General features: G+C 31.1%; 33 protein-coding genes, 3 tRNA genes and 2 pseudogenes. 18 read left to right on the top strand and 20 right to left on the bottom strand.

Annotated elements, in window-relative coordinates; translation table 11 throughout:
- Nucleotides 1–126: 126 nt before the first annotated feature.
- From ACQ9BO_RS07865 to ACQ9BO_RS07855, 3 genes are all read left to right on the top strand, one after another.
- Nucleotides 127–197: transfer RNA gene (locus ACQ9BO_RS07865), tRNA-Glu, on the top strand.
- Nucleotides 198–483: 286 nt separating this feature from the next.
- On the top strand, nt 484–1,575 hold the full coding sequence (locus ACQ9BO_RS07860) for an exopolyphosphatase (RefSeq protein WP_431244266.1): 1,092 nt from the start codon (nt 484–486) through the stop codon (nt 1,573–1,575).
- Between the two features lie 185 nt (nt 1,576–1,760).
- Nucleotides 1,761–2,264: a hypothetical protein gene (locus ACQ9BO_RS07855; protein WP_431244265.1), complete on the top strand. Its 504-nt coding sequence runs from the start codon at nt 1,761–1,763 to the stop codon at nt 2,262–2,264.
- A gap of 41 nt (nt 2,265–2,305) precedes the next feature.
- On the opposite strand, the gene ACQ9BO_RS07850 is transcribed toward ACQ9BO_RS07855, so the two are convergent.
- Nucleotides 2,306–2,683 (bottom strand): MutS-related protein, encoded by a 378-nt coding sequence (locus ACQ9BO_RS07850; protein WP_431244264.1) that lies wholly within the window; start codon nt 2,681–2,683, stop codon nt 2,306–2,308.
- Between the two features lie 34 nt (nt 2,684–2,717).
- The gene (locus ACQ9BO_RS07845) at nt 2,718–3,569 is read right to left on the bottom strand and encodes a MutS-related protein (RefSeq protein WP_431244263.1); all 852 of its coding nucleotides are present in this window, start codon (nt 3,567–3,569) and stop codon (nt 2,718–2,720) included.
- A 350-nt stretch (nt 3,570–3,919) separates the two neighbouring features.
- Between ACQ9BO_RS07845 and ACQ9BO_RS07840 the strand changes: the two genes are divergently transcribed.
- The 4 genes and pseudogenes from ACQ9BO_RS07840 to ACQ9BO_RS07825 all read left to right on the top strand — a co-directional run bounded on the left by ACQ9BO_RS07840 (nt 3,920) and on the right by ACQ9BO_RS07825 (nt 6,867).
- Nucleotides 3,920–4,468, top strand: coding sequence for a DUF4494 domain-containing protein (locus ACQ9BO_RS07840; protein ID WP_431244262.1), 549 nt, complete (start codon nt 3,920–3,922; stop codon nt 4,466–4,468).
- A 146-nt stretch (nt 4,469–4,614) separates the two neighbouring features.
- Nucleotides 4,615–6,140 (top strand): annotated as a pseudogene (locus tag ACQ9BO_RS07835) (glycosyltransferase family 39 protein).
- A gap of 4 nt (nt 6,141–6,144) precedes the next feature.
- The gene (locus ACQ9BO_RS07830) at nt 6,145–6,669 is read left to right on the top strand and encodes a DUF4269 domain-containing protein (protein WP_431244261.1); all 525 of its coding nucleotides are present in this window, start codon (nt 6,145–6,147) and stop codon (nt 6,667–6,669) included.
- Between the two features lie 125 nt (nt 6,670–6,794).
- Nucleotides 6,795–6,867: transfer RNA gene (locus tag ACQ9BO_RS07825), tRNA-Met, on the top strand.
- On the opposite strand, the gene ACQ9BO_RS07820 is transcribed toward ACQ9BO_RS07825, so the two are convergent.
- The 5 genes from ACQ9BO_RS07820 to ACQ9BO_RS07800 form a co-directional block, all read right to left on the bottom strand.
- On the bottom strand, nt 6,827–8,383 hold the full coding sequence (locus tag ACQ9BO_RS07820; RefSeq protein ID WP_431245086.1) for a recombinase family protein: 1,557 nt from the start codon (nt 8,381–8,383) through the stop codon (nt 6,827–6,829). The genes ACQ9BO_RS07825 and ACQ9BO_RS07820 overlap by 41 nt on opposite strands.
- Complete coding sequence (locus tag ACQ9BO_RS07815; protein WP_431244260.1) at nt 8,292–8,549, bottom strand: hypothetical protein; 258 nt, start codon at nt 8,547–8,549, stop codon at nt 8,292–8,294. Before ACQ9BO_RS07815 ends, ACQ9BO_RS07820 begins: the two co-directional genes overlap by 92 nt.
- A 141-nt stretch (nt 8,550–8,690) precedes the next feature.
- The gene (locus tag ACQ9BO_RS07810) at nt 8,691–9,011 is read right to left on the bottom strand and encodes a hypothetical protein (RefSeq protein WP_431244259.1); all 321 of its coding nucleotides are present in this window, start codon (nt 9,009–9,011) and stop codon (nt 8,691–8,693) included.
- Between the two features lie 2 nt (nt 9,012–9,013).
- Nucleotides 9,014–9,358 (bottom strand): hypothetical protein, encoded by a 345-nt coding sequence (locus ACQ9BO_RS07805; protein ID WP_431244258.1) that lies wholly within the window; start codon nt 9,356–9,358, stop codon nt 9,014–9,016.
- Nucleotides 9,355–10,212 carry a hypothetical protein gene (locus ACQ9BO_RS07800; protein ID WP_431244257.1) on the bottom strand — a complete coding sequence of 286 codons (858 nt, stop codon included), beginning with the start codon at nt 10,210–10,212 and terminating at the stop codon, nt 9,355–9,357. The genes ACQ9BO_RS07805 and ACQ9BO_RS07800 overlap by 4 nt, the downstream gene beginning before the upstream one ends.
- Nucleotides 10,213–10,383: 171 nt before the next feature.
- Here ACQ9BO_RS07800 and ACQ9BO_RS07795 point away from each other — a divergent pair, with 171 nt between their 5' ends.
- Nucleotides 10,384–10,800: a helix-turn-helix domain-containing protein gene (locus tag ACQ9BO_RS07795; protein ID WP_431244256.1), complete on the top strand. Its 417-nt coding sequence runs from the start codon at nt 10,384–10,386 to the stop codon at nt 10,798–10,800.
- A 266-nt stretch (nt 10,801–11,066) separates the two neighbouring features.
- Here the strand turns inward: ACQ9BO_RS07795 and ACQ9BO_RS07790 are convergent, their stop codons facing one another.
- From ACQ9BO_RS07790 to ACQ9BO_RS07735, 12 genes are all read right to left on the bottom strand, one after another.
- Nucleotides 11,067–11,378, bottom strand: coding sequence for a hypothetical protein (locus tag ACQ9BO_RS07790; protein ID WP_431244255.1), 312 nt, complete (start codon nt 11,376–11,378; stop codon nt 11,067–11,069).
- A gap of 11 nt (nt 11,379–11,389) precedes the next feature.
- Nucleotides 11,390–12,007 (bottom strand): hypothetical protein, encoded by a 618-nt coding sequence (locus tag ACQ9BO_RS07785; protein WP_431244254.1) that lies wholly within the window; start codon nt 12,005–12,007, stop codon nt 11,390–11,392.
- 155 nt (nt 12,008–12,162) lie between these two features.
- The gene (locus ACQ9BO_RS07780; RefSeq protein ID WP_431244253.1) at nt 12,163–12,702 is read right to left on the bottom strand and encodes a hypothetical protein; all 540 of its coding nucleotides are present in this window, start codon (nt 12,700–12,702) and stop codon (nt 12,163–12,165) included.
- Nucleotides 12,703–12,713: 11 nt separating this feature from the next.
- Entirely contained in the window at nt 12,714–13,013 is a 300-nt protein-coding gene (locus tag ACQ9BO_RS07775) for a hypothetical protein (RefSeq protein ID WP_431244252.1), read from the bottom strand.
- Entirely contained in the window at nt 12,992–13,711 is a 720-nt protein-coding gene (locus ACQ9BO_RS07770) for a hypothetical protein (protein WP_431244251.1), read from the bottom strand. The genes ACQ9BO_RS07775 and ACQ9BO_RS07770 overlap by 22 nt, the downstream gene beginning before the upstream one ends.
- Before the next feature lie 9 nt (nt 13,712–13,720).
- Nucleotides 13,721–13,918 carry a hypothetical protein gene (locus ACQ9BO_RS07765; RefSeq protein ID WP_431244250.1) on the bottom strand — a complete coding sequence of 66 codons (198 nt, stop codon included), beginning with the start codon at nt 13,916–13,918 and terminating at the stop codon, nt 13,721–13,723.
- Nucleotides 13,919–14,092: 174 nt separating this feature from the next.
- Nucleotides 14,093–14,377 carry a hypothetical protein gene (locus tag ACQ9BO_RS07760; RefSeq protein ID WP_431244249.1) on the bottom strand — a complete coding sequence of 95 codons (285 nt, stop codon included), beginning with the start codon at nt 14,375–14,377 and terminating at the stop codon, nt 14,093–14,095.
- Between the two features lie 38 nt (nt 14,378–14,415).
- Nucleotides 14,416–15,207 carry a histidine kinase gene (locus ACQ9BO_RS07755; protein ID WP_431244248.1) on the bottom strand — a complete coding sequence of 264 codons (792 nt, stop codon included), beginning with the start codon at nt 15,205–15,207 and terminating at the stop codon, nt 14,416–14,418.
- On the bottom strand, nt 15,168–16,052 hold the full coding sequence (locus ACQ9BO_RS07750; protein ID WP_431244247.1) for a hypothetical protein: 885 nt from the start codon (nt 16,050–16,052) through the stop codon (nt 15,168–15,170). Before ACQ9BO_RS07750 ends, ACQ9BO_RS07755 begins: the two co-directional genes overlap by 40 nt.
- Nucleotides 16,053–16,096: 44 nt before the next feature.
- Nucleotides 16,097–16,294: a hypothetical protein gene (locus ACQ9BO_RS07745; protein WP_431244246.1), complete on the bottom strand. Its 198-nt coding sequence runs from the start codon at nt 16,292–16,294 to the stop codon at nt 16,097–16,099.
- Entirely contained in the window at nt 16,269–17,069 is an 801-nt protein-coding gene (locus tag ACQ9BO_RS07740) for a two-component regulator propeller domain-containing protein (protein WP_431244245.1), read from the bottom strand. The genes ACQ9BO_RS07745 and ACQ9BO_RS07740 overlap by 26 nt, the downstream gene beginning before the upstream one ends.
- Entirely contained in the window at nt 17,053–17,802 is a 750-nt protein-coding gene (locus tag ACQ9BO_RS07735; protein WP_431244244.1) for a LytR/AlgR family response regulator transcription factor, read from the bottom strand. Before ACQ9BO_RS07735 ends, ACQ9BO_RS07740 begins: the two co-directional genes overlap by 17 nt.
- Nucleotides 17,803–18,376: 574 nt before the next feature.
- On the opposite strand from ACQ9BO_RS07735, the gene ACQ9BO_RS07730 reads away from it, so the two are divergent.
- The 9 genes and pseudogenes from ACQ9BO_RS07730 to ACQ9BO_RS07690 all read left to right on the top strand — a co-directional run bounded on the left by ACQ9BO_RS07730 (nt 18,377) and on the right by ACQ9BO_RS07690 (nt 24,512).
- Complete coding sequence (locus ACQ9BO_RS07730) at nt 18,377–18,820, top strand: hypothetical protein (RefSeq protein ID WP_431244243.1); 444 nt, start codon at nt 18,377–18,379, stop codon at nt 18,818–18,820.
- Nucleotides 18,804–19,385: a WYL domain-containing protein gene (locus ACQ9BO_RS07725; protein WP_431244242.1), complete on the top strand. Its 582-nt coding sequence runs from the start codon at nt 18,804–18,806 to the stop codon at nt 19,383–19,385. Before ACQ9BO_RS07730 ends, ACQ9BO_RS07725 begins: the two co-directional genes overlap by 17 nt.
- A gap of 65 nt (nt 19,386–19,450) precedes the next feature.
- Nucleotides 19,451–20,020, top strand: coding sequence for a hypothetical protein (locus ACQ9BO_RS07720; RefSeq protein ID WP_431244241.1), 570 nt, complete (start codon nt 19,451–19,453; stop codon nt 20,018–20,020).
- A gap of 118 nt (nt 20,021–20,138) precedes the next feature.
- Entirely contained in the window at nt 20,139–20,366 is a 228-nt protein-coding gene (locus tag ACQ9BO_RS07715; protein ID WP_431244240.1) for a hypothetical protein, read from the top strand.
- Nucleotides 20,333–21,730: an N-6 DNA methylase gene (locus ACQ9BO_RS07710; protein ID WP_431244239.1), complete on the top strand. Its 1,398-nt coding sequence runs from the start codon at nt 20,333–20,335 to the stop codon at nt 21,728–21,730. Before ACQ9BO_RS07715 ends, ACQ9BO_RS07710 begins: the two co-directional genes overlap by 34 nt.
- Nucleotides 21,731–21,753: 23 nt before the next feature.
- Nucleotides 21,754–21,957 carry a hypothetical protein gene (locus ACQ9BO_RS07705; RefSeq protein ID WP_431244238.1) on the top strand — a complete coding sequence of 68 codons (204 nt, stop codon included), beginning with the start codon at nt 21,754–21,756 and terminating at the stop codon, nt 21,955–21,957.
- 38 nt (nt 21,958–21,995) lie between these two features.
- Nucleotides 21,996–22,247 (top strand): hypothetical protein, encoded by a 252-nt coding sequence (locus ACQ9BO_RS07700; protein WP_431244237.1) that lies wholly within the window; start codon nt 21,996–21,998, stop codon nt 22,245–22,247.
- On the top strand, nt 22,240–22,893 hold the full coding sequence (locus tag ACQ9BO_RS07695; RefSeq protein ID WP_431244236.1) for a hypothetical protein: 654 nt from the start codon (nt 22,240–22,242) through the stop codon (nt 22,891–22,893). Before ACQ9BO_RS07700 ends, ACQ9BO_RS07695 begins: the two co-directional genes overlap by 8 nt.
- Nucleotides 22,894–22,959: 66 nt before the next feature.
- Nucleotides 22,960–24,512 (top strand): annotated as a pseudogene (locus ACQ9BO_RS07690) (N-6 DNA methylase).
- A 165-nt stretch (nt 24,513–24,677) separates the two neighbouring features.
- Here the strand turns inward: ACQ9BO_RS07690 and ACQ9BO_RS07685 are convergent.
- Nucleotides 24,678–24,754: transfer RNA gene (locus ACQ9BO_RS07685), tRNA-Ser, on the bottom strand.
- Nucleotides 24,755–24,818: 64 nt separating this feature from the next.
- On the opposite strand from ACQ9BO_RS07685, the gene ACQ9BO_RS07680 reads away from it, so the two are divergent.
- Complete coding sequence (locus ACQ9BO_RS07680) at nt 24,819–25,229, top strand: restriction endonuclease subunit S (RefSeq protein WP_431244235.1); 411 nt, start codon at nt 24,819–24,821, stop codon at nt 25,227–25,229.
- Nucleotides 25,230–25,235 lie beyond the last annotated feature (6 nt).

The following is a 25,235-nucleotide window of genomic DNA, read 5'->3' as shown; positions in this document are numbered from 1 at the left end:
ACTTAGATAATTCAAGAATCCTAATTCCAAAAAATGATTTTATTTAAAAATAATTCAAAAAAATCTCTTCAAATTCTTTGTGTATTCCAAAAATAGTTGCACTTTTGCACCCGCAATAACAAAGCAGGTCCGTTCGTCTATCGGTTAGGACGCCAGGTTTTCATCCTGGTAAGGGGGTTCGATTCCCCCACGGACTACTTAATAAAGCTTCAGAGAAATCTGAAGCTTTTTTTATTTCTACATTATACTAAATGCGTTTTCAGCACGTTAAATAGCATGAAAAAACCACTATCAACTTCAAAACAAGACCTTAATAATTTAATAATGCGTTTTCTTTACAACTGAGTTTATATTTAGTAAATGTTTTCATAAATTTGCAATCTGATTACAAAACCTACTATTTCCAATCTAAAATTATGATTTTCACATAATTCACGAAAAGTCTTTATCAAAACTATATTACAACAACAATTAAAATCCACAATGTTCACAAAAAACAAACCCCAAATTTTATTTCTTACCCTTTTAAGCTTATTTTTTTCCATCACTTCATTTTCTCAAAAAAGCCTTTATGGCGGAATTGAAATTGGCCGAAGAGCAATAAAAGCTTCTGTTGTAGATGTAAACAACATCAGAAAAGCAGATTACAAAATCCTTTACTTCGCAACTGACAGACTTGATTTTGCCGCACATATTGCTGAAAAAGGCGAACTTCCACAAGAAGACATCAACAAAATCAGCGTCACGGTTGTTGATCAATTGAAAAAAATCAAAACAGAATTCAAACTTCTTGAAGAAAACATCTTCATCGTAGCGGCTCCAGTTTTTGCACAAGCTCGAAATGTTGAGGTTTTAAGAAGCAAAATCACTACGCTTACAAACAAAAATCTTGATGTATTAAACGTAAACGAAGAAGCAAAAACACTTGTAAAAGGCGCTATGCCTCCAGTTGACTTTGCCAATGCGTTTTTACTTGATATTGGTGCTCAAACTACAAAAGGCGGTTACATTGACGAACAAGACGACAAATTAGAGTTCGTTCCGTTAGAACTTGATTTCGGGACAATGACACTTACTGATGCTGTAAAAAAGACGGTTGTAAACCCGAACCAAGCAAATGATATGACAACGTATCAAGAAAAAGCATTTGACTTCAACCCAATTTTGCGCAAAAAAGTAAAAGCATTGTTGGACGCAAATCCTCCATTGGCTAAAAAAGACAAAATTTACTTGTCTGGCGGCGCTGTATGGGCTTTTGCAACATTATATTATAATGATGAGACAAAAGATCATTACATCTCTTTAACTTTAGAAGACGTAATCAACTATGACGCTATCCTAAAAAACAATTTCGTAAAATTCACCAACCTTGCAAAAACAAATAAAGAAATTGCAAGAGTTTTGAGTACTTACGACCAGCAATATCTTATTTCGGCAAACAACATATTACAAACTTGCCTTGAAAGCATTCCGAATTTACAATCAAAGAAAGTCTATTTTGTAAAAGAAGGACAAGTAATCTGGCTGATTTCATATATTGCAGATCGTTCTAAAAAAGTAAATACTAATTTTTAAGAAATTAGGACAAATAAGAAAACCACTTCTAGCAAGTGGTTTTTTTTGCCTTATGCCCTCATGAAAACATAAACGTATTTTTCACTTTCTGGAAAAGAAATTTATCCAACAATTTTCTGAAAACAGAACCCTAAAGATCATTCTACTTTTATTACATTTGAGACTACAACCCCAAATAAACCAACATGAAAAAAATGCTATTAGCACTATCCTTATTTTTATCTTTATTAGGATGCCAAAACAAAGCCGAAAATCAAATAAACGAAGAAAAAGCGACAGAAACTAAAGAAGAAATCAACATGGCGCCAGCTTCAAATGAAGATGAGTTTTTCTACATCAAACTCAATACAATTTACGGTGAAAATGGCTTAGAAGATTATGCTAAAAACGCAAGCGAAGTTTCTGGGAAAATAATCAAACAACTGAATGGGCCAGATGGAAGCGAATACTATTTATTAAAATTACACCTGACTTTAGAATATAGAGAACTGGACAAAAAACCGCTTTTAAAAACCGACTATCTTATTGTTGGTGGAAGATTTCAAGAACAACCTTTAAAACCTGGAGCAAACAAAACTGTAGTGAACGTAGCAATAGTGAAAGATCAAACCTTAATAAACGACAGCGAACTTGATTTTAAGAAAGCTATTTTCGCTGGTTATGGAGAAGCTACAGAAATTAAGATTTAAAAACTCAAAAAAAGCCCGAAAAACTTTTCTTGGCAACAAAATCAACCAACATTCAAAAGCTTGTTTAACCCTTCTTTTTCGAACAAAATTCGGCCGACTTTAATATCCGACCAACCTTTTTTCAATTTATAAGTAAAAGTCGGGATATTATCAATCAATTCACAATCCAGATAATAGGTCGAAACAGTCTCGTTTGTCATATCTTTCAATTCTTGAATATGTGTTGAAATCAGAAAATATGAATTTGAATAAAGACTAACGCCATTAATGGTTCTGGTACAAATTTCGAGTGCATCTTCAACATTAGTTCCACTAAAAAGTTCATCAAAAACAACAAAGCATCTTTTTCCGTCGGCGACTTTCAAGACAACATCTTTGACATTAATAACTTCCGTCATAAAGTGGCTGTAGCCATTCAAAATATCGTCGCGTTTGTTTATTCCGACTGAAAAATCAGTGCAAAATGGGATTTCCGCGACGAGAAGCCGGAATCCCAAATCCTAAATTCCCCAAATAAACACACAAACTCACCGATTTAAGAAATGTCGATTTGCCTGACATGTTTGGGCCATTCAACAGAATTACATTATTGATCGCCCTAAAACTGTTTTTAACAGGATTCTCCACTAACGGATGGTAAAAATCATTTATTACTAAGCCTTTTTCCGTCAATAAAGGAAAGACAAATTCACGGTCAATTATAGTTTTGCTTATAGACAAATACGATTCAAACAAAAACAAATCTTCCCAAAAACATTCAATTCTCCCTTCTTCTTTTAAAACCGAAATTTTAGCCAGCATATTTTTGACATGCTTGGTTTTCAGCTGTTTCTCCCTAATGATATGTTCGAATTTTTTAAGCTCAAAAAAGGAAAGAAATGACAGAATTCTATTTAAATCTTTTCTGTATGATTTTGGAAAATGAATAAGGTTAAGCCTAGAAAAACACACCGATTCCAATCTATGAAAAAACAAAATCATCTGATGGATTTTATTGTGAGTCAGAATCTCATCGGCAGTTGGGCCAAAAAACAAAAATCGCTTCCAATTCAACTCTTCTTCTTTAAAATTGTTCAGGAAATAATGCACTTCATTCAAATACAAAACAGTATATGAATAGCTTTTTAAAACCTCTTTATTATGAATAAAACCTTTAAGAATATTTTGCCTCTCATTAGCATGAGCTTGCGTTGGCAATGGCGTTTCTAACAGATGAAGAATCTTTTTTCGAGTAAAGCTATTCAATGAAGAATCGAAAATCGGCAATACTTCTTCCTTTATATTTAAATCTTGAATATTATTCATACTTAAAATGTTCGAGTTTATCTTCAACAAATACCTGATTTCAAAATTTAAGTTTTGTTTAAGCTAAAGTAATAAAATACTTTAAAAAAACGTTGTTCTAAAAGTTAATAAACTTACAAAATATTGTTATTTTTAACAAATAAAACACACCATATCCATTTATAAACGACCAACTGCACAATTAACAAAGTCAGTTTGCAAAAAAGCACCAAAAAACAAAACTCCATCAAACATTAAACAAAATATCAAAAAATTGAAGCTTATTTCAAATTGTGAATATCTATTTCTGAATTTGGCTTCTATTTTCATGGTAAAATCTATCTTTGGCATCCTTAAAAATTACAAAGAATATGAGCGCAACTTGGTACGAATGCAAAGTAAAATATAGAAAAACTGACGAAACGGGCGGACAAAAAGTTTTAACCGAACCGTATTTGGTGGATGCAATTTCTTATACAGAAGCCGAAAAAAGAATCAATGAAGAAATGGCCGCTTATATTAGTGAAGAATTCAAAATCACCAATATAAAAGTGGCAAATTTTGCCGAAATTCACCCGTTTGAAAACGCTGATCGTTGGTTCAAATCAAAAGTCTCTTTAATTGCTTATGACGAAGAAAGCGGCAAAGAAAGAAAATCAAACATGTACATGCTTGTTCAGGCAAATGACGTGAGAGAAGCCTATGACAACACGCTTCATGTAATGAAAAACAGCATGGGCGAATATTCGATTCCGGCTATTTCTGAATCGCCAATTATGGATGTTTTTCCTTATTTCAGCGGTGAAGAAGAAGAAACTGAAATGCTTGAAAGATTCAATGCTTTGAAAGCTTCAAAACCAGCAAAACTAGATGAGGAAATCATTGACCACATGGAATTTGAAACCGCAATAGAAGAATAAATTCATTTAAAGCTCCTGAGAAATCTGGAGCTTTTTTATTTCTAAACAGCAACATTTCCTTCATTTTCAAATCAAAATAAATCCTATATTCGTGATGCTTTTATTTAACTGATAGAAAACCACATATAACCTAAACCAAAAACTTCATGACTAAAAAAACACTTATTTTAATTGCGTTTATCATTTTAAAATTTGTTTTGCAGTACGTTTTGTTAAGTCCAGAATATGATTTGCAACGCGATGAATATTTACATCTGGATCAGGCGCATCATTTGGCTTGGGGTTACTTATCAGTTCCTCCGGTGACTTCTTGGTTCTCATACATCATATTTTTGCTAGGAAATTCTGTTTTTTGGGTCAAGTTCTTCCCTGCTCTTTTTGGCGCCTTGACGCTAATAATTGTGTGGAAAACAGTCGAAATCTTAAAAGGGAATCTATATGCCCTGATTTTAGGAGCAACTTGCATTTTGCTGTCATCGTTGTTGCGACTAAATATGCTTTTTCAGCCAAATTCATTAGATATTTTATGCTGGACTGCTTTTTATTTTACCGTCATTCAATACATCATAACCGAAAAACCAAAATGGCTTTTTGTTGGCGCTATAATTTTTGCTTTCGGATTTCTGAATAAATACAACATTCTTTTTTTATTAATCGGTTTTTTGCCGGCACTTTTGCTTTCAAAACAAAGAAAAATACTTGCCGAAAAAAATTCTATTTTGCAATGATTTCAGGCTTGATTTTGGTTTTTCCGAATCTTTTATGGCAATTCAACAACCATTTCCCGATTGTGCATCACATGAAGGAATTGGCCGAAACACAACTTGTAAACGTTGACCGTATTGGATTTTTAAAAGAACAACTATTATTTTTCCTTGGAGGCATTTTAGTTATACTTTCCTCCTTTTATGCTTTGCTCTTTTACAAGCCTTTTGCAAAATTCCGATTCTTTTTTGCTTCGATAATTTTTACGCTTTTGGTCTTTATTTATTTCAAAGCCAAAGCCTATTATGCCATTGGTTTGTATCCAATTTATATTGCGTTTGGTGCTGTGTTTTTAGGCGAAATTTCGAAAGATGGATGGAAACGCTTTTTACAGCCGGTTTTTCTTTTAATTCCGATTTTGCTTTTTTTCCCGATTTACAATGTTGCATTTCCGAATAAAAGTCCTGAGGAAATCACTGCAAATCCCGAAAAATATAAAAAACTAGGAATGTTGCGATGGGAAGATGGAAAAGACCACCAACTACCTCAAGATTTTGCCGATATGCTGGGCTGGAAAGAACTTGCCCACAAAACCGATTCGGTTTATGCCTTATTTCCAAAATCTGAAAACACTTTGGTGCTTTGCGATAATTACGGCCAAGCTGGAGCGATTAATTATTATACCCAAAAGGGAATTAAAGCCGTTTCTTTCAACGCCGATTATGTCAATTGGTTTAATTTGGATGTATATTATACAAACCTCATCAGAGTTAAAGAATTTGATGAAAACAACACTGAAATTGCCGAAACTAGTCCGTTTTTTGAAAAAGGATCTATTGGCGGCGAAATCACCAACAAATTTGCTCGCGAATACAGAACTACAATTTTTGTTTTTACCAAAGCGAAAATCAACATCAACAAAAGATTAGAACAGGAAATCAAAGAAGAAAAAAATTACGACAAATAAGCTGATGATTGATTTCAAAAATATCGAATATTTAAAGTCTGGAAATAAAATACAAACCGAAGCTTATGAAACCTTGACAAAAAACAAGGTTTTAGAAAGTTTGGCAGAATTTGACCCGATTTTAGTGGGCACGATTCCAATAAATATTGCTATTGAAAACAGCGATTTGGATATTGTTTGTTATTGGCAAAATAAGAGTCATTTTATTGAAAGAATAACTTCTCTTTTTAAAAATAAAACCAATTTCAAACTCAGCGAAACGTTTATAAATCAAGAAGAATCTGTAATTGGAAGCTTTATTTTGGATGATTTCGAAATTGAAATCTTCGGACAAAACATTCCGACTCAAAATCAAAACGGATACAGGCATATGATTATAGAACATCAAATTCTGCAATCACGAGACGAAAATTTCAGGAAAGAAATCATAAAACTCAAACAAAACGGCTACAAAACTGAACCTGCTTTTGGCAAATTATTAGGCTTAGAAAAAGATCCATATGCAGAATTATTGAATTATAAAATCTGATTTCACGACCAAAACCACATAAATCACTTATTAACAAATAGTTGCTTCAAATTTAACTTTAGGAAAATATTTCACTTATTTCTTTGATAAACTGTATTTACTGCTTATCTTTGCACCCGAAACATCGCGGGATAGAGCAGTAGGCGACTCGTCGGGCTCATAACCCGAAGGTCACAGGTTCGAGTCCTGTTCCCGCTACTACATGGGATAAAGAAGAGAAATTCTTCTTTATCCCTTTTTTATTTGCCTCTAATTCCTTGTTTATAAAGTAAATTGTCTGTACAACTTCATTAACTCTTGTGGTTCGAAACTGATTTTCAAGTATTGTGAAATTTTCAGGATAGATCGAACTTATTAGCTGTCTTGATTCCGTCCATTTATTGTTTTCGTAGTAATCATGAAGCTTCAAAAGGTTCTCTACTCCTATTCTCAATAACTCTTCAATATCTTTGGTTTCTTCACCAATGACAGATAATTTCTGTTCCAAGCGATAAATCGCATCACTGTACTCCGACTTCATATCTCTATAATCACTTGCATCAATTTGATTGGCAGATAGCAGATTTCTAATGTGAGAGAGTCTTTTATCATAATCTGCGATCTGATTCATAACTCTGGTTTTTTCTTCAAACGAATCCTTCGTTTGATCTCTATAACATTCCGCCAAAACTGTTGTATAGATATTTTTAAGCTCCTTTAATGGAACATATCTCTTAAGATTATCTATAACTATAGCATTTGCTTTTTCCGCATTCATTCTAAATTTACATCCATTGCTACAATGATAATATGGATAATATTTAGTTCTTCCTCTAGAAATACTTCCCGTTAATATTTTTCCACAATCTGGACAAATAAAAAAACCTCTAAGTGGAAATGGTTTTGTCGTAACTGATTTTGGAAGATATTTTTTTGATCTACCATCTAAAACATCCTGTACTTTATAAAAAAGCATTTCAGATATTAATGCTTCGTGCTGTCCTTGTACATAAATCTTGTTTTCGTCTTTGTATTTTGGTACAACTATTTTACCGCAGTACAGCGGATTTCTAATACTTCTCCAAAAATTATTTCTACTTGTTTTCAGCCCTTTTTCTTTGGCCATGTAAAATATCTGATCTGTATTGTAAATTCCCTTTGATAGTTCTTCAAATGCCCATTTTAAAATCGAAGCTTCTGGCTCGTCAAAAGCGATATATTTCACTCCATTTTCTTTTATCCTGTTCACATATCCAACAGGAGCAAATCCCATATATCTTCCTTCTTTTCTGGCTCTACGCATTCCATGAAAAGTATTTAAAGCTCTTCTGTCATTTTCAACTTCAGGAGCCGCTAGGTAAAATGCAAGCATCATTTTATTCTCAGGGATCGAAAGATCCAAAGGCTGTTCGATTGCCTGAGGCTCTACTCCTAGTTTTCTTAATATATTAATCATCTGATAGGCATCGCCAGCATTTCTGCTAAACCGATCCCATTTGGTAAACAGCACTAAGTCAGTCTTGTTTTTATACTTTTTTATATTGGCTAAAAACAATCGCCATTTTGGTCTATTAAAGGTCTTTGCCGAATGATCTTCATAAATAACATTTCTAATTTCAATTGAATTAATATCACAGTATTTCCTAAGCATCTCCTCTTGGTTTCTTTGTGAATATCCTTTTTCTGCCTGTTCGTCTGTACTTACTCTCACATAAAGGTCTGCTGTCTTTTTCATCTTTGTCATTTAAAAAGTTTGAAACTGTAACACTAGCGAGCATTCTTAAAAATTCCAAGATTTTACCTGCTTGTTCTAATGTCACATCTAATTTTTCTTCTCTTAGCATTTTCAAGGCTTGCTCTGCCGTTAATTTTCCTTTCTCATTTTTCTGCACGTTTTCCATTTGTCACAATCTCTCCATTAAAAAAAGACCCTTTTGGGTCTTTTTGTTATACATCATTTATCTTTTTCAAAGATAAACTGTAATGAAGAATTTACCCCAGTCAAAATATAACCATCAACTTGAATATCAGAAAACTAAATTCTATTTTTCATTTAACAAAAGTGATCTTGATTTGTCTAAAAATTCAGCTTCTTCCATGGGTAATAGTTCAATTGCTATTTCAAGAATTTGAATAATATTGATTTTTGAAATTCCTAAAGTATCAGATTCAAAATCTTCGTCAAGCGCATGCACGCAGAGTTTAATCATATTAGAAATTGCAAAAAATAAGTCTTTATAATCAAGAACAGTAAAGCAGACTATAAAACGATCTTTATCATATTTTTCAGGCTTTAGAGTCGTGAAAGTTTTTATTGCCAACTCCTTTAATTCTTCTTCTATTTTTACATCAGTCGTTTTCATAATCATTCATTTTTTTGAGTTAGAATTTCATTCTGATTTTCTGATTTAACTAAAAGTAATTTCTGAATTTCATCGAGTACTTCCAATTCTGCTTTTGGGAACATTTGCAAGGCAAGTTCCATAACCGATCCAATATCCATTTCACGATCATCTAATGCATCACTATGTACAATGTGCAAGCACATTCTAATAAGGTTGACCCCTAGTCTTATCATGTCGGAATATCCTGAAACTTTAATTTCTAAAATATCACCATCATAAATACTTTCTGCTGGTCTTAGCATTTTAAAATGATACGAAGCAAAATGCTTCAACTCTTCCAGTGTTTCAATTTTATCACCTGTCATGGCTCTTGGAGTTTAAGTTGTATATTTTCTAAACGGTTTAGTTCAGATTCAACCAATTCACTTGCTCTTTCTTGAAAAAGATTACATCTTCTCTCGAGAATTTCAGTGTTTAAAAAATCAGAAGTTTTCAATGTTGCCCATCTAAGTTTATTGGGATGTGCTTTTAAAAGATCGAATAACTTTTTATCCTCTTTTGTAGTTTGGGGAAATATTTCAGATGTTATTGGCGTGAATACCTCGCAAATTTCAAAAAGGTAAGCTGTCGCAAAGTGATTAGGTTGATAGCTAAGAAATAAATCAATTAGCCCTAGACAAATCTGTTCAACTGAAGTATGAAGCATAGATTCCTGAATAATTTGTGCATTGCTACGATCTACTTGGCTTTCATTTTTTAAGTAGACCTCTGCAATCTTTTTTCTATTATTCCAATGGGAACGCATAGAATCTAAGTTTCGTTTTGGCTGTCCAGCAAAAGCAACACTTGGAGGAAAATTTACATGTTCAAATACAATTTGGCTCTTAGTTAAAACTTCATGAAAGAAGTGCAATTTAGAAGGAGCTAAATGTCTTAATGATGTTGCTTTATGAAGCAGTAACGTAACTGTATAGCGACCTCCTGTTTTTTCCCGTACTATATCAGCAATATCAGCAGTTGCATTGTCTATAATTTCATTGGTTATAACCAACAAATAAAAATGAGTGTGTTCTTTCTGATTCGATACGGATTCCTGAAAAGGATTTTGGACTACCTGAATTTGTTTCTTCTCTCCAAAGCAGTAAATACCACTTGTGTTAATCTTTTGGATGACAATCTCACTAATTAATTGTAACCCTTCATTGTCAATTGCTTTCATAATTTTACTTTTTTAATTAATACTTGTCTGAAAAATTGTATTTTTGTTTAATACACAGCAAGTAAGCAATAGATTGTACCGTACTGAACTAACGGAAATTGTGAATTACCAGAGCGGACTTGTTTTTTACCAAAATCTATTTTTAAATATTATTTTAAATATCTTTGAGCTATGAACACAGCAACAAAACCAAAACATATCGGTAGAAATATCAGCCGAATTAGAGAGCTTAGAGGTATGAAACAAGAGGCTTTAGCAATTGCTATTGGTGTAAGTCAACAGTCTGTTTCTAACATTGAAAGCAGTGAGATTGTTGATGAGGAAAAACTTGTTGAAGTTGCAAAAGCACTTGGTGTAAGTGTTGAGGCAATTAAGAATTTTACTGAAGAAAATGTGATTAATTATTTTAATAACTTTTACGATAATAGCGCAAGTAATGGTCAAGGTGCTTTTGGCCCAGTTTTCAACTTTAATCCTTTGGAAAAATTGATTGAATCTTACGAAGAAAACAAAAAGTTATACGAACGTTTGGTTCAGGCAGAAAAGGACAAAGTTGAATATTTAGAGAAATTACTAAAAGGAAAATAGACTTTCCAAAAAGAGATATTAATTCACAAGAGACTTTTTTAAGGTCTCTTTTTTATTTTTGGGTATTTCCGATTTTTGAGTATTTTGATAATTCATTACCAAAGGAGAAAAAGCAAGCCAATGTATTTGGGCATAGTCAAAAAAGTGCGCATAATGACAAGCCTCGTTCCTCGTCCTGTCACCCTTCGGGACTTATAGCACTTCTTTTGCCTACTTGCCCAATTTTTAGACTGCTTTCTTTTTTCCTTTTCTTTTGGAAAGTGATTTTATTGCTCGACTTTTAAAAATTTGGAGCTTTTTAGGTAAGCCACTGAAAGTATTATTCCTATAAAAAAAGAACTTTTAGATGCTATCTGATAATATTCAATTTGATTTAGTTTATCAAATAAGAATAAGGAAATCCAAGCTATCAATGGAAGTACCACTATTAAACAACTTAAAAAATAATAGAATTTAATATCTGTTATTGTTTCAATTTTGCTTTCTTTTTCTGAATTCTTTACCATACTTTTTATTAGAAGTGCAATTCCAAAATTCGGCATCATAAATGCCAGCATAAGTTTAATTATTCTCTTCATAGTTTAAGTTTTTACAGCTCGATAACTTCGTCTAAATTGTTGTTTAAAAAATTATCTATTTGATTATTTGTTTTATTTGCTAAAAATTCATCTTCTTTTTTACCGAGTAATAGATTAGTTTCATAAACTAAAGTATCAATCTGTAAATCATTTTTAGCTGATTTTTTGAATTCATTGATTTTATTCTTTTTAATTTGAATTTCAAGATTGATTTGAACATTTAATTCAGACAAATGATTACTGAATTCAATTTCATTTGCTTCGTTTTCTGCCTTTAATTTTACAGTTTCTTGTTTTATTTGTGCAATTAAGACATAGTTTTTAAGAAATTCTAATCCGTACAGAGCAATTTTATTTGAATTATTAGCATCTAAGTTAAATTTAGCTTCAATTTCTTTTTGAATTAAATTGATAATCCCTTCTTTATTAAAATGAGATATTTTAAAATTTTCTAAGTTTTGTTTTATAATTATTTTGGCATCGTCTGATAGATCATATTTTTCCAAAAATGAATCTATCATTTGTTCAGATTCGTCACGACTTGGAATTTTTTCATATAATTTTAATATTTCCGAAATCATTCCAGTCATATTACTTAAATTAAGATTCTGCTCTCTATTTATTTCCATAAAATATTAAAAATTTCGTTCAGTTACTTCTAATAATCTTTGATCGAGTTTAATCTCTAATACGTTTTTCGCCACTCGCGATAAACTAGCTATTTTTAAAATTTGAACTAATACTATCTTTTAATTCATTTTCATTACTTAATAAAGTATTAATCTTATGCGAATTCTGCAAAATTTCTATTTTTAGCTCTGATTTTTTTGACACATTCATTAAGTAAAGCTTGATGTACATTTATTCTTTCGCTTTCAATTTGCATGTCATTTAAGTTGTACATGTATTCATTGCGAAGATCAATTGTTTTATAATCCCACTGATTATGCATTTTGTAAAATATATTAACAGATGTTCCAAGAGATAGTAAAATTGTCAATCGACTAGGCATTTTAGGTTCATTTAGCGGCGCAAAATCATAATCATTTTGATAGTAACTTACATTAGATGAGTAAAGACTTTGTAAAGCTTTCGAATCATCTACTATCTTTTTTAGATCATATATTTCTATTTCCAATTCTCTTAATTCCAGAGATATTTCGACATTTAAGTCTTTGATTGGCTTGATTCTCTCCAAATTGAAAACCAAATTAAAGTCTTTTTTTATTTCATTTTCAAAAACTGTACGAAAGCTATTTGTAAACAATTTTGTTGCAGGAATAAGATAGTCTTTTAAGTTTTTATGAATCTCTAAAAGACGCATTACATCGAGTCTTATTTTTTTGAATCATTCCAGAAACTTGCCTTCATTATTTCAATTTCATAATCTAAATTCGAAATTGTAATTTTTGCATCTTGATTTGTTTTAGAAATCGAAATTAGGGTATCTATTCCTATATCAATGGCGGCGTTTTTAAGTGCTCCTTTTTTGCCATTCATATTATTAAGATGATTTTCTGCCGAATTCGAAAGTTTATCATAAGTGGCTTTATGTGACGAAAAAAAGGTTTGACAAGTAGCTTCTATTTTGTAAAAATCACTATTTAAATTATTTAGAATATCTTCAAAATCCATCCACTTAACAGAGTCGAAAGAGAATAGATCTGGATGTGTTTTTTTACATTTTCTCCATAGATATCTACTAGCATATCCATTAAATCTTCACGTAGATACTTTAAAATATTTCGAATTTTTTCAAATTCGTTAAATAACGATTGAAGTTCTATTTTGATCGATTCATAACTATTTATTAAACCTTTATAGTTGTAATAAATTTTTCTGGCTTCTCTAAACTTTTCGTCAACTTTTGAAGCACCTGTTATCGAAAAAACTTCAACTACTTTTATTTTTTTATGTTCCTCTTCTATTTTGTAAACTGAATCTAGAAAACTTTTTTCTTCAATCTTTTCTAATCCCTTTTCAAGTAAGGCAAAAGATTCAGTAATATTTTCAAAATGTTTTTCATTATTATCTAGATTTAATGGAATAGGAACTATATTGATCTCATTAGGATTAATATATTTTGTGATTCCATCATTTTCATAAAACCTATTTAATAAAGATTCTTGAAAACTTAAATGTAAAGAATTTTGTAAGTAAAAATCTTTGAAGATTTCTTTTAATTCTCGGTTCTCAATAATCTTAAGTACTGGATTCTTGTGGTTTAAGTTATCTATAAAACTTCTTATTGTAATAGTGGAATTGCTTCTTGATAAATCAATTTCGACTGATTTGATTTCTTCAAACAATCTTTCCTTAATCTGATTTTCCATAATTTAAATTTAAAGCGTTGGAGAATGTTTGCCTTTTCCAGAACCATTAGGGTGTCTTGAGCATGAATTACCAGTTAAAGATGATATTGTTGAGGATGATGTACCGCAATATTTACAACTGTATTTAGTTTTCTCGGAACCTTCATAAAGTTTATGTTTTCCTTTTCCTGAACCAAGTGGATGACGGGAGCATGAATTTCCTGTCAAGCTTGATATACTTGAACTTTTAGTACCACAGTATTCACAATAAAAATTAGGCATATTTATTTAGTTTGGTTAATAATACATCAAAACTAAATAGATATGTTTTAAGAAAAATACCACTTCCGTAATGTGGTATTTCTGTGCGATAAAATAGGTATTCTAGGTGATAATCGAAGTTTATATAAACAGTAGAATTCTTACTGTGGTACCGTTTTGAGAAAAACGAATGTCAATAGGATTTGTGTTTTTTGGTCGCAAGATCTGAATTCGCTCTTTGGTAATTTGAATTCCTTTAGAGACATGCGTTTTAGAGTTGGTTTTATTTCCATTCCCATTATCTGAAATTATAATCTCTAATAGATTTTTATCAAGTAAAGCAAATTCAATTTTAAAGCTTGGTTGTTGGTTTTTGTTATCAAATGCATGTTTGAAAATGTTTTCGACAAAAGGTTGTAAGAACATAGTAGGAATTTCAGTCTCGTGGAGATTAATTTTTTCATCTATATTAATTTGATGTTGAATTTTTTCTCAAAACGTTGCTTTTCAATTGTAATGTAGGATTCTAAGTATTTTATTTCATCTTCAATTGAAATAGTTAATTTATCTGAGTTTTCTAATGTCTGACGCATTAAACTTGCAAATTCACTAATATATATTGTTGAATGGTAGACGTCTTTCGCAAAAACATATTCTTGTATGGCATTCATGGCATTGAACGTAAAGTGAGGATTCATTTGACTTAATAATGTTTCTAATCTAGATTTTGCGATTAAATTTTCGACGTGAGCTTTCTGTCTTACTCTTTTTTGATCCTCACAATGATTATAATAATAACAATGCTTATTATTATTAATAATAAAATTAAGAACCAAGTCTGCCTGCCAAAATGGAGGGTTAATTATAATAGATAAAATATTATGAATTGATTTTATTCCAGTGTTTAAATCTAAAACTTCAATTTCTAAATTATATTGATCACTTGGTAAATAAGATAAATAAATGCTTGGTTTTACTGAATATGGACTCCAGTTTCTACCTTTTTTTAATCGGTATCTGAATTTTAGTTTATTAGGGAAGGAATGTCCTTTAGGAATAAAATCCAGTGCAATTGTATTGTGTTTGTAATCACAGATCAGCTGATTTGAGTTGTAAGTAAACCAATTGTAGTTCTCTTGTTTAAGTGGTATCGAATTAATGCTGATTGCTCTTATTTCGATTTTAGAAACAGTTTGCTTTTTTGCAGTAAGTCTTTTTAAATCAATAGTATAAAAACCTTTTTTGTTCCCAGCCATAATTCATCATCAAAAATATGTGACGAAGTTATCGCGCAATCATTTAAACCTTGTTCTTTGTCGAACAGTTGAACGATATTCTCTTTGTATATATTGATTCCCTTTTCTGTACCAATAAGAATAAAATCTTTATACGATTCTAAAAAAGTGATTGTATTACCAATAATCTGTTTCTTTGAAATGCTCTTTAAAATTTTAAAGTTTTTAGTATTATCAATTATATAAATAGAATCAAATTCTGAAGCTATAATTAGATTTCTTTTGTCTTTTTGTGTAATAAATTTTAATTTTTCTTCTTTCCATATTTTACTATTTAAAAGAGATTTGAATTCATTATTTTCATGAACAAATAAACCTTTAAAAACAGAAATTAAATAAGTTTTATTATTTGTATTTACAATGCCAACGATGTCTAAAGGCGTATTTTTATCAAATTCTGAAAAGTGTCTGCTTTTTAGATGGTAAACGTCATCATAAACACGGACTCCACCATAAGGTATGGTTTCTATGAATTTATTGTCAGTAGTAAAACCTATTTTATAACTGTGAATAGGAAGATAATGGAGTATTTGACCTTCAAAATTAAGTTCGAAAATGCCAATATTACTAGTAACCCATAAAGATTTTTGATGTTTTACAATTTCATAAAACTCAATTTCAGATGCCGGAGTATTGTAGTTTAACTCGTAAAAACCATCTTTATGGGTTGGAAGTTTCGTCGCAGATTTAATAAATGCCAATTCGAATTTCTTAAAATCAGATTTGATAATTGATTTTAAAATTACTTTTTCACCATTTATAAAAGATAATCCATTTTGATGAAGTATAATCTTCTGGTTATTCACATTCTCAAAATCTGCGATCGATAGATCGTTGAACACGTTATATGCTATTGTGTTGTCAAGTAAAACTTCATAAATACCTTTGTCTTTTGAACCAACGTAAAGAATATTTTTTTGTTATTGTAAACAACATTTAATAAATTTCTTGAATCTATCCCGTATTGTTCTGAGATGTTCTCTAATTGACTGCCCTTAATAGTGTATAAACCACCACTCAAGTCAAAAACACCCCAAGCGGCGAGCATAAATAGTGTTGTTGTTGTCTTTCACAAAATCCCAAACTACAGATTTTCCAAATGATTGAGGTATTGTTTTTTTAGCTAAAATATCTTCAATCTTAAAGCGATCAAGAAATCCTTTGTTACCGCTTAAAAGAATATTGTCATAAAATCCCAAACCGTAGACATTTTTATAATCTAAAATGTGTTCTATAGTTGGAATACCGTTTTCATGAACCACTTTAAATAACCCCTCATTGGACGTAGAAAAATAAACTTGATCGTGATAAACAAAGAAATCTGTAGTGATAAAAACTTCAAAATGGGGTTTTATACCTTTCGGAACTATAACTTTATTGGTTTTGATGTTAATAATTGCAATACCAAGTTCCGTACCTACATAAATATTATTTTTAAATGATAATAGTTTTCGGGTTCGGTCAAGTGGTAAACCATTTTTATGATTGAAAATAGTAAAAATTTTGCCGTCAAATTTATACACGCCACCGCCATAACTTGCAAACCACATAGCTCCATTAGCATCTTGTGTAATGTCCCAACAGCTTTTGTTTGTAATAGAAATGGGAAATGAAAGATTTGTAAAAGAACCATTTTCCATTTTAGAAATGCCATTTTCAGTACCAATCCATAAGTCAGAATTTTTGTCTAGGAAAAGTGACCGAACAGCATTGTTTGGTAAACCATCAGCAGTCGAATAGTTTTTTGAAGGTCTATTTTGTGTCCAGGAATAATTGGAAAATAAAAGTAGAAAATAAAGAATATATTTAATTCGCAATTGCATTCATCAAATTAGTTTTATTATAAAATTTGTCTGAAACCTTAATTTGGTAATCGTTTTTCATAATTAAAACTGATTTTTTACTGTTAAAAGACTTTACAAAGTTCTTATTTATGATTGCACTTCCACTGACTTTTAAAAAAATATCATTCGGAAGTAGTTCAGACATTTTGTTTAGAGCTTTTGAAGCGACGATATTATCATTAGGAGTAGTAATTTTACATTTTCCATCACCATTTCCTGTTTCACAGTAAAGAATTTCTGAAATTATAACTATTTTAAAACCATCGTTATCTGGAAAAGCAATTGATTTAGTTCCTTTTTCCATGTTTTCTTTTAAAATAGCAATTCTGTTTTTAGAATTTTCAGCACTATCCCTATTCTCAAAATTTTCGATGATAGATTTTATATTTAAAGGATTAATAGGCTTCATTAAATAATTTAACGCGCCGCAGTCAATTGCTTTTATAAATTGATTCGAATGTCCCGTTACAAATACAATTTCGAAAACAATTTTAGAATAATGATTTATTAAATCAAATCCGTTTTTTTCAGGCATATCAATGTCTAAAAAAACTAAATCTGGTTTGTTTTTTTCGATAGAAAAAATTGCATTGTCAACAGATTCACAATCATCTAATATTTCGATTTTATTTGAAAAATATTCCTCACAGTAGTCTTTAATTAGTTTTCTGGATTTAAAATCATCATCAACAATAATTGCTTTAATTTTCATTTTATTTCCTGTTGTTACAGTGGTTAAATCGTTTAGTTTTATTTTGAAGAGCTTAATGATTTTTATTTAAAATACTTAGAAGTTCATTATTAAGAAACATTTTTGGTTCTTGATAAGTAAAAGAATAAAATAATTATTGGATGTGCAAATAAAAATGCAAACTAATTTACAGTATTTACAAACCATTTCCCCAGTAAGTTGAAGAGAATTGCAATTATATAGACGTGAATATTTGGGTCTTTATATTTGCGTAAACAGATAGGTAGTTTTTAATAATCTTCTAGCTATTAGTTTTTTTTAATTAGAATTACTGTTTTAAATAATTGTAGTTCTTTAAAAGAGCAGATTGCCACGTTCCTGCAATCGGCCAGATGAACGGTTGTATCACAACCGATTTCTGGCCGCCCTATTACTCGGAACTCGTGGGCAGTGAAATTAAAAGTTTAGATCATTCAGAAAATAATAAAATCTGGTACCTAGTGGAATAGGTTATTACTTTTTTAATAATTATTTTTACCAAATGAATAAAAATACAACCATTTTTATTTAAACAATTCATTCAGAATATTCTACAATGTCTACAAACAAACATCAACTAATCAGATACAACAAATTAGACAGATGCTTCCAAAACTTTGGTAAAGAATATACTATTGATAACCTTTTGGAAGCAGTCAATGAAGCTATACTTGATCACGATGTTAATAGTTCTGGAGTCCAACTACGAACATTAAGAAAAGATATTGCTTATATGCGTTCTACGATAGGTTACGATGCTCCAATTGAAACCTATAAAAGTTCAAATGGAACCAATTACTATCGTTATGACAATAAGAATTTTTCAATAAACAAAAGTCCAATTAATGAAACGGAAGCAGAACAGTTAAAAAAAGCCATTTCTGTTCTACAACGATTTGAAGGAAGTCCAGAATTTGAATGGGTAAATGAAATTGCTCCGTTACTGAATGATAAATTTGGTTTAAAAAGTCAAGAAAAAAGTAATGTCTTTAGAATCTAATATTGATTATAAAGGGTACGATTACATTACTCCTTTATTTAATGCCATCGTGAACAAAATAGTTGTCAAAATAAATTACGCACCATTTGGTAAACAACCTTATAACATATTGTTTCACCCCTATTTTTTAAAACAATACAACAACCGTTGGTTTGTTTTAGGTTACAATGAATTTAATGAAAACGCACATTGGAATTTAGCCTTAGACAGAATAAACGGAGAAATTATAACTACATCCAACAAATATAAAACGGATACAACCGACTGGGAAGAATATTTTGAAGAGATTATTGGAGTTTCAAAACCTATTGGTGATGAAGTAACAGAAGTTAAGTTAGTTTTTGATAAAGAACAAGCTCCATATATTCAAACCAAACCTGTTCACAGTACACAAAGAAATAAAATACTAGACGATGGGGCTTTGGAAATTCGCATTAACGTAATTATCAATTATGAATTAGAAACAAGGATTCTTTCCTTTGGTGAAAAAGTAAAAGTAGTTGCTCCTCAAACTTTAGTGGAATGTATTTCAAAGAGAATAAAATTGCTAAATGATAGATATTAATTCACTGTGTACCTATAATGCACACTACTAAAATATCTTTGCAGAGTAGAAATCAAAATAAGAGTATGACCGAAAATAATAGTAATATAATTCAAAATATTTCAAATCAAATATGGAATTCTTTCACTACAATTAGTAGTGATGTATCTCCAAATGATTATCATGTTATCCTATTTTTATTATCACTTCACACCCATAAAGTAGAAATTGGTGGTATGAATAATTCCACCGGTATGATTACTAATTTTAAAAATTATAGCCAAACGGGAAACTTTAAATTTAGTACTAAAAATCAAAATGCAACTCTCCTTTTTAATACATACATCCCTATAGTTGAAAAAATAGGTATTGAAAATATAGGAATTTTTATAGAAAACCTTAAACTTTATAACTTCAGCTCAATTTTAAGGGATTATTCCAAAATTTTTGAATTGCTTCTAAAAAAATGTATCAAATCTTCTGAAAAAAGAGCTGATTATAGTTTACCTGTAGAGATTAATTTACTTATTTCTAAGCTAAATTCTCTTCCGTTAAATAGTGAAATATATAACCCTTTTGCAGGTTATGCGTCCTTTGGATTATTTGAAGGAGCAAAAACACTTCATTATTTGGAGATAATTCCTCAACTTATATAGGCCAAGAAAAAGTCCAAACTACATGGGCAATAGGATATTTAAGATTATTAGCACAAGGACATTCAAAAAAACATCAACTAGAAATTGGAGATTCAATTTATGATTGGAATCCCAAAAAATGAATTTTGATTTGGTAATAGCGACCCCTCCTTTAGGTTTGAAATTAACACCTCCTATTTATGGTAAATTTGGGAGAATCAACAACGCAGAACACTTCTTTATTGAAAAAGGTATCGAAAGTTTAAAAACAAATGGTGTTTTGATAGCTGTAATTTCTAATAATAAACTGACTAGTACAGGCTCCGAAAAAATTTGCGTGAATATATCATTGAAAATGATATTTTAGAAATGGTAATATCTGTACCAAGTGAGCTTTTAATTGAGACTAACATTCCATTATCAATATTAGTAATCAATAAAAATAAAAAAGATAAGGGAATAGTCTATATGGTTGACGCTAGCAATTACGTAACTATAATAAAAAAGGAAAAGCAATTAGCATACAAGGAATTAATCTTATTAATTAAATCCAAAGCTTGTAATGATTCGCAAGTATTTATTTCAAATGAGGAAATCATTAACAATGATTTTTCCTTAACCCCTTCTAGATATCTTGGTTTAAATCAAGTTATTGAATTGGAGTCTACTCATCAATTAATGAAATTTGGATATCTAGCCCCTACGGTTTCAAGGAATAGAACAAAAAAACCAGAAACCGGTAAGTTTGTTAGAATTCGTGACTTAAAAGATAGTAATCTGGAATATTCTCTTACCCTAGAAACTATCCAAGACAGTGAAATACCAAATAACGCTCAAAAAATTGAGGAGTCTTGTTTGCTTATTACATTACGTGGGAAAAATATAAAACCAACTTACTTTAAATTTGAAGAAGAGCCGATTTATATATCTAATGATATTGTAGCTCTTAAAGTGGAAGAGTCAATCATAGATATCGAATATTTAATCAATGAATTGTATTCAGAATATTTTTTAAAACAAATTGAATCATATAGAACAGGAATCGCCATTCCTATTCTTAAAAAAAGTGATTTGTTAAATAGTAATATTATTGTTCCAAGCCTAGAAGAGCAAAAAGCAAAAATTAAAGGAGTCAAAGAAGCTTTTATTCAGTCGCAAAAGAAAGAACTTGAATTAAAGCAAGAACTTTTAGGTTTCAAAGACGAGTCTTTCCGTGAATTTGCTTCAATAAAACATAGCTTTAGACAATACTTAAACGCTTTACAGTCAAATGTAGCTGGAACAAAAAAATTTATTACAAATAATGAAGGTAATAGCATATCACTTGATATGGTGTATAGTAAAAATCTGAACAAGACTTTTGGAGAACATCTGTCTAGTTTAGAAGGAACCATACAATCTATGGCAAAAATGCTATCCTCTTTTGAGGACACCAAGGAGAGTAGTTCAGCTTCTAGGGTAAATTTAGCTACATTAATAACTGAAGCACAAAATAGGTTTAAAAACACAGACGTTTTCACATTTGAAGAAGTCAATATAGATACCGATTCTTTCACAATGTTTGATGATAGGGTGTTGGATCCAATAGTGTCTTTCAATGAAGACGATTTCTACAGGCTTTATTCTAATATTGTATCGAATGCAATGGATCACGGTTTCAAAGACAATACTAAAAAATACAGTATTAGAACTGCCATATCATTCGATGATAAAGAAAAAAATGTGTTTTAGAAATTTCCAATAATGGAGTGCCGATGCCTAATAATTTTACACTTAAACACCTAACGACAAGAGGCGAAAAAACTACTGACAGTAAGGGAACGGGTATGGGCGGAGCAGACATAAAAGCGATCTTACATAAATACAACGGAACACTAGATATTAGTAAACAGGAAGAGGAATTGTTTTCGGTTACCTATATCATGAAACTTCCGTATCAATATGAATTTACCCTATAAATTAAATAATTAGGGATAAACATCAAATTTTTAATATTATGAATATAAATGTTTTATGGATTGATGATGATTATAAAACCCAAGAGGATTTTATTTCATTTGCAGAACAATACGGAATTGATATTCATCCCTTCGAATCTCATGAAGAAGGAATGGTTTCATTGGAAGCAAAACCTAATTTTTATCACGTGACTATCTTAGATGCTAAAGTTAAAAACAAAAAAGACGATACTGTTACAGATTTAACTGGACTAGCGAGCATCAAGGGATCGTTTAATAGAAATGAATAAGGATCAATATTTACCTTTCTTTATTTTTACGGGACAGCCTGATTATATTTCAAATGAAATGTTTATGCAATCATTCGGGAAATTTTATACCAAAGGAGAGGATAATCAAAAACTATTGGACGATATTATTGCGGCATGTGGCGATCAACCCGAAATTCAAGCTCGAAAATCTTTCCCTGAAGTCTTTAAGGCTTTTGATAAAAACATATTATCAACTACTAGTAAAAAACTATTGGTAGATATTATCCAAAATATCGAAAATAAAAACTTTGCAAAGAAGAATTTAACCACACAAAGAGATTTATTAGAAGCTATTTTTAAATCTTTAAATAACCCCATTCCCTGCATTCCTAGTAGTCTTTTTACTCCTGCAATGAATAATAAACCAAATTTAGAATGGTGTACAATGTTTTTAGAAGATAGGGAAAGGAGAGACGGAAATGGACAATCATTTAAATTGAATAAAAATATTAGTCGCTCCATTAAATCTGCCATTAGAAAAGTAAAAGAATCAACCAATGAGTTTTCACATTTACAGGAAGAAGATATTGTAAAATATCCTTTTCTATCCAATAGTTTTCTACTTTTCGAAATATTAATTTGGTTACCCGAATTCGTGCAAGAACATTATGAAAACTACATTTAGTAATGCACTAAACCCGCACTCCTAACCCCTATCTTTGAATTCAAAATAAAAAACTAAACAAACCCTATGATAACAGGCGACTTAAAATCTCAAATAGACAAAATCTGGAGCGACTTCTGGACTGGTGGAATATCTAACCCACTAACCGTAATCGAACAATTTACCTATTTGATTTTCTTAAAACAATTAGACGATAAACAACTGCTAATAGAAAAACGTGCCAATATGTTGGGCGTTACTACCGACAAACCTATTTATACTCCTGAACAAAAAGAACTACGCTGGAGCAGTTTCAAAGACAAAGATCCAGAAGTAATGTACAATCTGTTCACTCGTCCACAACATCATTTGAATGACGTTACTGTTTTCGATTTTATGAAAACTCTAGGGAAAGACGGCGGTGCCTTTACAGAGTATATTAAAGGAGCGACCTTTATGATACCAACGGCTAAACTATTAGACCGTGTGGTACAACAAATTGATAAATTACCGCTGGACAATCGTGATACCAAAGGCGATTTATACGAATACATGTTAGGCAAAATTGCCGAAGCAGGAACCAACGGACAATTCCGAACCCCACGACACATCATCCGTATGATGGTCGAAATGATGCAACCAAAAAAGACGATACTATTTGTGACCCATCATTGGGAACGGCAGGTTTTTTGGTGTCCGCTTCGCAATACATACACGAACGCGAACAAGATTGGTTTATGGAACAAGATTTCAGAGAACATTTCAATACTAAAATGTTCAACGGAATTGAAATTGATCCATCGATGATGCGAATAGCTTCGATGAATTTGCAATTACACGGTATCGAACATCCGCAATTATTGGGTAATTCCGCTTTAAGCGAAAGCAATACCATTACAAGTCAATACTCTTTAGTATTAGCCAATCCTCCGTTTAAAGGTGCGTTAGATTATGATGAAGTAGAAAGCAGTTTGTTGAATGTAACCAAAACCAAGAAAACCGAATTACTATTTCTGGCCTTGATTTTGCGAATGCTAAAACTAGGCGGACGCGCCGCCGTAATTATTCCCGATGGTGTTTTGTTTGGTAGCTCAGGCGCACACAAAAACATCCGTAAAGAATTGGTCGAAAACCAACAGTTACAAGCCGTAATTTCGATGCCAAGTGGTGTTTTCAAACCCTACGCTGGAGTAAGCACAGCAATTTTAGTATTTACCAAAACCAACTCAGGAGGTACGGATAATGTTTGGTTCTATGATATGCAAGCCGATGGATTCAGTTTAGACGACAAACGCAATCCATTAATTACCGAAGAACAATTAGAAGAATCCTTTAACAATCCAGAGAAAGTTGCAGAAGCCTTGAATGGAAAATCGGATATCGCTTCTATACTTTCAGAATGGACAACCATCAACGAACAATCTACTACGGACAACCATCAAGATAGAACTCAAAAGTCCTTCTTAGTACCAAAAGCTGATATCGTTGCCAATGATTACGACTTGAGCATTAACCGCTATAAAGAAGTCGTATATGACGAAGTCGTTTACGAAAAACCTGCAATGCTAATTGCCGACATCAAAGCCATTGATGTAAAAAGACAACAAGCTATTCTTGAATTAGAAAAAATGTTAGGATAAAATTGCAGAGAGGAAGGGATTCGAAACCATAAACTCAGGGTTATGAATCCTGTGCCTTTTGTAAGTTTGTGACCTTGACTGGATTCAAACCTGTAACCTTCTAAATAATAAAGGAATGTATTGACCGCGGAGGGGTTCGAACCGTGAACCCTAAAGTAAAAAATGTAAAAGCAGAAGGATTCGAACCTTCGACCGCCTGCTTAGAAGGCAGGCGACAGTTTCAGAAATACTAGAAGGTTTTTAAAACCTTGTAGGTATAAAAACAAATATAATATAAAATTTAGATTGAAAAAAATAGTGGGGATAATGGAGAAAATAGCTTTTAAAGAAATATTTAATTTTCAAAAGAAGTCAAAAATAAAAGCAGGTGATGGATTTAAAATTGGTGAAGGTAAATATCCATTTTATACTTCGAGTAATGTATTAACTAAATCTTTAAATGATTTTTTGTTTGAAAATGAAAGTTTAATTTTTGGAACAGGTGGATTAGCCAGCATTCATTATTGCAACGAAAATTTTGCCGTTTCTACAGATTGTTTTGTCACTCAACCTAAAAACAATAAACAAACATTTACAAAATTTATTTATTACTACTTAAGTGGTAATATGCATATTTTAGAAAATGGTTTCAAAGGTGCTGGCTTAAAACATATTTCTAAAGATTATTTAGAAAATATTGAAATCCCACTCCCCCACTCGCAACCCAACAAAAAATAGCCTCCA

The organism is Flavobacterium sp. P21 (assembly GCF_050632225.1).
GTDB lineage: Bacteria > Bacteroidota > Bacteroidia > Flavobacteriales > Flavobacteriaceae > Flavobacterium.
This window is presented reverse-complemented; position numbering and strand designations above follow the sequence as displayed.

Excerpts from the sequence above, each read along its gene's own strand:
- ACQ9BO_RS07795 (WP_431244256.1), top strand. The coding sequence starts at position 10,384 with ATGAACACAGCAACAAAACCAAAACATATCGGTAGAAATATCAGCCGA.
- ACQ9BO_RS07800 (WP_431244257.1), bottom strand. The coding sequence starts at position 10,212 with ATGAAAGCAATTGACAATGAAGGGTTACAATTAATTAGTGAGATTGTC.
- ACQ9BO_RS07775 (WP_431244252.1), bottom strand. The coding sequence starts at position 13,013 with ATGGATTTTGAAGATATTCTAAATAATTTAAATAGTGATTTTTACAAA.
- ACQ9BO_RS07815 (WP_431244260.1), bottom strand. The coding sequence starts at position 8,549 with ATGGAAAACGTGCAGAAAAATGAGAAAGGAAAATTAACGGCAGAGCAA.
- ACQ9BO_RS07740 (WP_431244245.1), bottom strand. The coding sequence starts at position 17,069 with ATGCAATTGCGAATTAAATATATTCTTTATTTTCTACTTTTATTTTCC.
- ACQ9BO_RS07830 (WP_431244261.1), top strand. The coding sequence starts at position 6,145 with ATGATTGATTTCAAAAATATCGAATATTTAAAGTCTGGAAATAAAATA.
- ACQ9BO_RS07725 (WP_431244242.1), top strand. The coding sequence starts at position 18,804 with ATGTCTTTAGAATCTAATATTGATTATAAAGGGTACGATTACATTACT.
- ACQ9BO_RS07700 (WP_431244237.1), top strand. The coding sequence starts at position 21,996 with ATGAATATAAATGTTTTATGGATTGATGATGATTATAAAACCCAAGAG.
- ACQ9BO_RS07790 (WP_431244255.1), bottom strand. The coding sequence starts at position 11,378 with ATGAAGAGAATAATTAAACTTATGCTGGCATTTATGATGCCGAATTTT.
- ACQ9BO_RS07715 (WP_431244240.1), top strand. The coding sequence starts at position 20,139 with ATGAATTTTGATTTGGTAATAGCGACCCCTCCTTTAGGTTTGAAATTA.
- ACQ9BO_RS07745 (WP_431244246.1), bottom strand. The coding sequence starts at position 16,294 with ATGCTCGCCGCTTGGGGTGTTTTTGACTTGAGTGGTGGTTTATACACT.
- ACQ9BO_RS07855 (WP_431244265.1), top strand. The coding sequence starts at position 1,761 with ATGAAAAAAATGCTATTAGCACTATCCTTATTTTTATCTTTATTAGGA.
- ACQ9BO_RS07705 (WP_431244238.1), top strand. The coding sequence starts at position 21,754 with ATGCCTAATAATTTTACACTTAAACACCTAACGACAAGAGGCGAAAAA.
- ACQ9BO_RS07845 (WP_431244263.1), bottom strand. The coding sequence starts at position 3,569 with ATGAATAATATTCAAGATTTAAATATAAAGGAAGAAGTATTGCCGATT.
- ACQ9BO_RS07755 (WP_431244248.1), bottom strand. The coding sequence starts at position 15,207 with ATGGCTGGGAACAAAAAAGGTTTTTATACTATTGATTTAAAAAGACTT.
- ACQ9BO_RS07785 (WP_431244254.1), bottom strand. The coding sequence starts at position 12,007 with ATGGAAATAAATAGAGAGCAGAATCTTAATTTAAGTAATATGACTGGA.
- ACQ9BO_RS07730 (WP_431244243.1), top strand. The coding sequence starts at position 18,377 with ATGTCTACAAACAAACATCAACTAATCAGATACAACAAATTAGACAGA.
- ACQ9BO_RS07760 (WP_431244249.1), bottom strand. The coding sequence starts at position 14,377 with ATGTTCTTACAACCTTTTGTCGAAAACATTTTCAAACATGCATTTGAT.
- ACQ9BO_RS07695 (WP_431244236.1), top strand. The coding sequence starts at position 22,240 with ATGAATAAGGATCAATATTTACCTTTCTTTATTTTTACGGGACAGCCT.
- ACQ9BO_RS07840 (WP_431244262.1), top strand. The coding sequence starts at position 3,920 with ATGAGCGCAACTTGGTACGAATGCAAAGTAAAATATAGAAAAACTGAC.
- ACQ9BO_RS07805 (WP_431244258.1), bottom strand. The coding sequence starts at position 9,358 with ATGACAGGTGATAAAATTGAAACACTGGAAGAGTTGAAGCATTTTGCT.
- ACQ9BO_RS07780 (WP_431244253.1), bottom strand. The coding sequence starts at position 12,702 with ATGCGTCTTTTAGAGATTCATAAAAACTTAAAAGACTATCTTATTCCT.
- ACQ9BO_RS07820 (WP_431245086.1), bottom strand. The coding sequence starts at position 8,383 with ATGAAAAAGACAGCAGACCTTTATGTGAGAGTAAGTACAGACGAACAG.
- ACQ9BO_RS07735 (WP_431244244.1), bottom strand. The coding sequence starts at position 17,802 with ATGAAAATTAAAGCAATTATTGTTGATGATGATTTTAAATCCAGAAAA.
- ACQ9BO_RS07810 (WP_431244259.1), bottom strand. The coding sequence starts at position 9,011 with ATGAAAACGACTGATGTAAAAATAGAAGAAGAATTAAAGGAGTTGGCA.
- ACQ9BO_RS07680 (WP_431244235.1), top strand. The coding sequence starts at position 24,819 with ATGGAGAAAATAGCTTTTAAAGAAATATTTAATTTTCAAAAGAAGTCA.
- ACQ9BO_RS07860 (WP_431244266.1), top strand. The coding sequence starts at position 484 with ATGTTCACAAAAAACAAACCCCAAATTTTATTTCTTACCCTTTTAAGC.
- ACQ9BO_RS07770 (WP_431244251.1), bottom strand. The coding sequence starts at position 13,711 with ATGGAAAATCAGATTAAGGAAAGATTGTTTGAAGAAATCAAATCAGTC.
- ACQ9BO_RS07720 (WP_431244241.1), top strand. The coding sequence starts at position 19,451 with ATGACCGAAAATAATAGTAATATAATTCAAAATATTTCAAATCAAATA.